Genomic DNA, 4205 nt, shown 5'->3' on the forward strand with positions numbered 1-4205 from the left:
TGCGTGATCTGATCCTTCAACTCAGCAAAAGTTCGATTTATTCAACAAAGTCGATCTAAACCGGCAGCAATAAAGGGGTGGCTGCCCCTTTATTGCAAACTCACCATGCGAATGAACGGGAAGTCGTCACTCCAGCTGCCAGGCTCCGGCTTCGAATAATAACGCTGAGCCACCCCAGGCGAATAAATTTATTTCCCTTCGCCCTGCCTCAGGATAAATTCGGCTGCTTAAACACGCGTCGCCTTCATTGACAAAAACTTCCACGGATGAACTGTCGAAGAACAGACGCAGACTAAGCGTATTATCCAGGTTCAGCGCGACGCTTCGTTTCCCGCACAGGCCATACTGCGGATAGTTTCGCTCAAGAACCAGACGCTGCATTTGAGCATCCACGTAGACGCGCAGCCCCTCTCCCAGACTCATGCCGTACTGCTCGGCACTGCTATTGGCACAATCCCACTGCAGAATAACCTCCATCGCGTCGCAGCGTTCCACCAGAGCCATCTGCTGATGAGTCAGCGTACTGACCGGCCAGGGGAACCACGCTCGCCTGAGACCTTCGACCTCTCTGGCCGGTCGCATATGCAGACGGTTATCCGCACTAAGCGTCAGTTCGCGCGGTAAAGAGAGCATGCCTGCCCAGCCGTCCTCCTGTTCCGGCTGGGAGGATTCCCACATGTCCAGCCAGCCGATAACGATGCGGCGACCATCAGGCGTGAGGAAACTTTGTGGCGCATAGAAATCATGCCCGCGATCCATCTCCACAAACTCACCTTCCCGCACAAAAGGCTGCCCGGGCTGCCATTCGCCCAACAGATAGCCGCTCTGGAAAAGATTACGGTTTTTGAATCCTTCAGCGGCCATCCCCTGAGGCGAAAACATCAGCACGCGTTTGCCATTGAGCATGAAAAAGTCCGGGCATTCCCACATGTAGCCCATCTCTTTTTCAGCCACCGCCAGCACGCCCATATCCTGCCACTCACGCAGATCGGCAGAACGATAAACGCGCACCTGGCCCGTCTCACCGTCTCGTGCACCGACAACCATGTACCAGCTCTCCCCTTCACGCCACACCTTCGGATCGCGGAAGTGATGCAGACCTGGCGGGGTATCAACGATCATTCCCTGCCGGACAAAATGAATGCCGTCACGGCTGGTCGCCAGACATTGCACCTGGTAGAGATTCGCCTCGTCATCAGGATCGCCGTGGAATTTATGTCCGGTGTAAATCAGCGCCAGCGTATCGCCATCCACCACCGCCGATCCGGAAAAACAGCCATCCTTGTCTTCAGGCCCTTCCGGCGCCAGCGCAACGGGGAGATGTTCCCAGTGAACTAAATCCTTGCTGCGCGCATGGCCCCAGTGCATAGGCCCCCACTGGGTGGAGTACGGATGATGCTGGTAAAAAGCGTGATACCAGCCGTCAAACCAGACCAGGCCATTTGGGTCGTTCATCCAGCCAGCGCGCGCAGCGAGGTGGTAACGCGGATACCAGCGCAGATTGAGCCCTTCGCGTCTGGACTGAAGTTCCTGCTCTGCTTTAGTAATTGAATACGTCATTTCTCTACTCTTTTGATCAGATGGTGGAAGGTTGCGGCATGAGCGGGTCAGAAGAGGATTTACCCGAGCGCAACAGGAAGATGGAGATAAACGTGGTGCTGAAAACTAACAGCCCCATAATGAGATAGGACTGGGCGAAGCCGTATTTCTCATAGCTGTAACCCGCCAGCGGCGACAGGACCGAGGCGATCACTGAGCTGGTACAGGCAAAGCCCACCAGATAGAGGGTGGAAGAGAGCCGTTTATCAAAATGTAAGCTGTTGTATTTAAAAATTGAGACCAGCAAAACGGGCAGTTCGACCGCGTGCAATAGCTTGGTAATGGAGATCAGTACCGGCCCCTCAACCAGCCCCGAAGCCACCATACGCATCGCCATCACCATTCCCGCAAAAATCAGGCCATTCTTTGCGCCAAGGCGGTTCACCAGCCATGGGGCGCAGAACATGCCCGCCGCCTCAAGGAAAACCTGGAAGGAGTTGAGATAGCCATACATGGCGTTTCCTTCCTGTAACGTCGGGAACTGGGAGGAGAAATAGACCGGGAACTGCTGGTCGTAAACGCCATAAATACAGGTGCCGATAACAAAAAACACCAGCGCCCAGAACCGCGGCAGCGTCAGCAGACGCAATGCATCTTCCAGCGTGACTTTACCGCCTGACACCGCTTCCTGCATGGCGTGCGGGGCGGAAGAGACTCTAAGACGCGCCAGCAAAACAAAAAACAGCAGTCCTGCAGAGCTCGCGACAGCGAAGTTCAGCTTCGGATTAATGTTAAACAGAAGTCCCGCGAAAAAGGTTGCCACCGCCCAGCCAAGCGATCCCCACATCCTCGCCTTGCCGAACTCAAACTGGCTCTGGCGGGCGACACGCTCGGTATAGGACTCCAGTACCCCTATCCCACCGTTAAACGTCAGGCCGATATAAATCCCGCCGAAAATACTGCCGAGTAAGACGTTAATCTGCAGCAGATAACCAAACAGCAAAAAGGCCGGACCAGAAAGAATGAGCAGGCTGGTCAGAAACCAGAGCAGGTTCTTGCGCAGACCAAGTTTGTCCTGAATGAATCCATAGCAGATTTGAGCGAAAAGCGCGGAGACAGAAAGCACGGCATAGATAATGCCGGTGTCGCCCGCTTTTAAGCCCACCTCCTGGTGGAGCCAGATGGAAAGCAAAGAGCCGGAAGAAGACCAGGTGACAAAAAAGAAAAACAGTAATGCGCTCAATAAGGGATAGCTGTGAGAGTGATGCGTTTTCATCATGACATTCTCATGTTGGAGTAATGACAAAATGGTAACGTTAACATTGAGCGCGACTCATGCGGTTTGGATCAGATTCATGATGTTAATCACGAAAGTTAACGTTAACATTACAGAAGTGAGATCGCGATCAATTATTCATCAATGAATCCTGTCTGGCTCCACTCACATATCCACTTTCCTTTTACATCAGTAACTTAGTTGTATACTCTTTAACACGTGACATTAACGGAGTAAGAAAATGGCTTCCCTGAAGGACGTCGCAAAGCTGGCTAACGTATCGCTGATGACCGTCTCACGCGCGCTTAACAACCCGGAGCGCCTTAAACCGGAAACGTTGGCACGCGTACAGCAGGCTATTGAGCAGACCAGCTACGTACCCGATCTTTCCGCCAAGAAAGTACGCGGCGCGCATGCCTCGCCAAAAACCATAGGCGTGCTGGCACTCGATACGGTGACGACACCTTTCTCGGTGGAGATTACGCTGTCCATTGAAGAGACGGCCCGGATGCACGGCTGGAACAGTTTCGTCATGAATATGTTTACCGATGACAACCCGGAGGCAATCGTCGATCTGCTGCTCTCTCACCGCCCGGACGGCATTATTTACACCACCATGGGATTACGTCAGGTTCCTCTCCCGGCCAAGCTCCTTACCCTCCCCTGCGTGCTGGCCAACTGCGAAAGTATCGATGAAAAGGTCGCCAGCTATATTCCTGATGATGAACAGGGGCAGTACGCCGCCGTACAGGTGTTACTCGCCGCAGGCTATCGACAGCCCCTGTGCCTGCATTTACCCGCAGATCATCTGGCCACAACCCGACGCCGTCACGGGCTGGAACGTGCATGCCGTGAAGCGGGGCTCGACCCGGACCGTCTGGATCATAGTTATATGGCGTTTGGGGACGAGCACTATCGCGACATTCCGTCAGTTCTGCAGGCGCACATTCAGAATGGTCTTCCCCAGTTCGACTCGGTTATCTGCGGCAACGATCGTATCGCATTGATGGTTTACCAGACCCTGCTGGCGCAAGGGATTCGCATCCCTGAAGATATCGCGGTGATCGGCTATGACAATATGGTGGGCATTGGAGAACTCTTTCTTCCGCCTCTTTCAACGGTTCAACTGCCGCATTATGAAATTGGTCGCCTCAGTGCCCTGCATATTATTAACGGTGAAACCCATCGGGAAACCACGCGCGTTGAAAGTCCATTTTTAATGCGGAATTCCATTACGCATCTATGATGACCACCGCTTTTTAGCCCTGTCGCAGTAATAAGCAGGCTAAGGAGGCGGTCAACCTCCCTTTCAGGGAAAAATGGCACGATTTGTCACTGTAGATTCAATTGGTCAACGCAACAACCATGTGAAAACATGTGGTTGCGGAGG

Annotated in this window: 3 protein-coding genes; 1 reads left to right on the forward strand and 2 read right to left on the reverse strand. The window is 53.4% G+C overall.

What is annotated here, in order from left to right; all coding sequences use genetic code 11:
* Positions 1–126 precede the first annotated feature (126 nt).
* Together HX884_RS25485 and HX884_RS25490 are read right to left on the reverse strand one after the other, a co-directional pair.
* The gene (locus HX884_RS25485) at positions 127–1560 is read right to left on the reverse strand and encodes a glycoside hydrolase family 32 protein (RefSeq protein WP_178328974.1); all 1434 of its coding nucleotides are present in this window, start codon (positions 1558–1560) and stop codon (positions 127–129) included.
* A 16-nt stretch (positions 1561–1576) separates the two neighbouring features.
* Positions 1577–2818, reverse strand: coding sequence for an MFS transporter (locus HX884_RS25490; RefSeq protein WP_020690161.1), 1242 nt, complete (start codon positions 2816–2818; stop codon positions 1577–1579).
* Positions 2819–3056: 238 nt separating this feature from the next.
* Here HX884_RS25490 and HX884_RS25495 point away from each other — a divergent pair, with 238 nt between their 5' ends.
* On the forward strand, positions 3057–4061 hold the full coding sequence (locus HX884_RS25495; RefSeq protein ID WP_178328975.1) for a LacI family DNA-binding transcriptional regulator: 1005 nt from the start codon (positions 3057–3059) through the stop codon (positions 4059–4061).
* Positions 4062–4205: the final 144 nt, after the last annotated feature.

The organism is Enterobacter sp. SECR19-1250 (assembly GCF_013391025.1).
GTDB classification, from domain to species: domain Bacteria; phylum Pseudomonadota; class Gammaproteobacteria; order Enterobacterales; family Enterobacteriaceae; genus Enterobacter; species Enterobacter cloacae.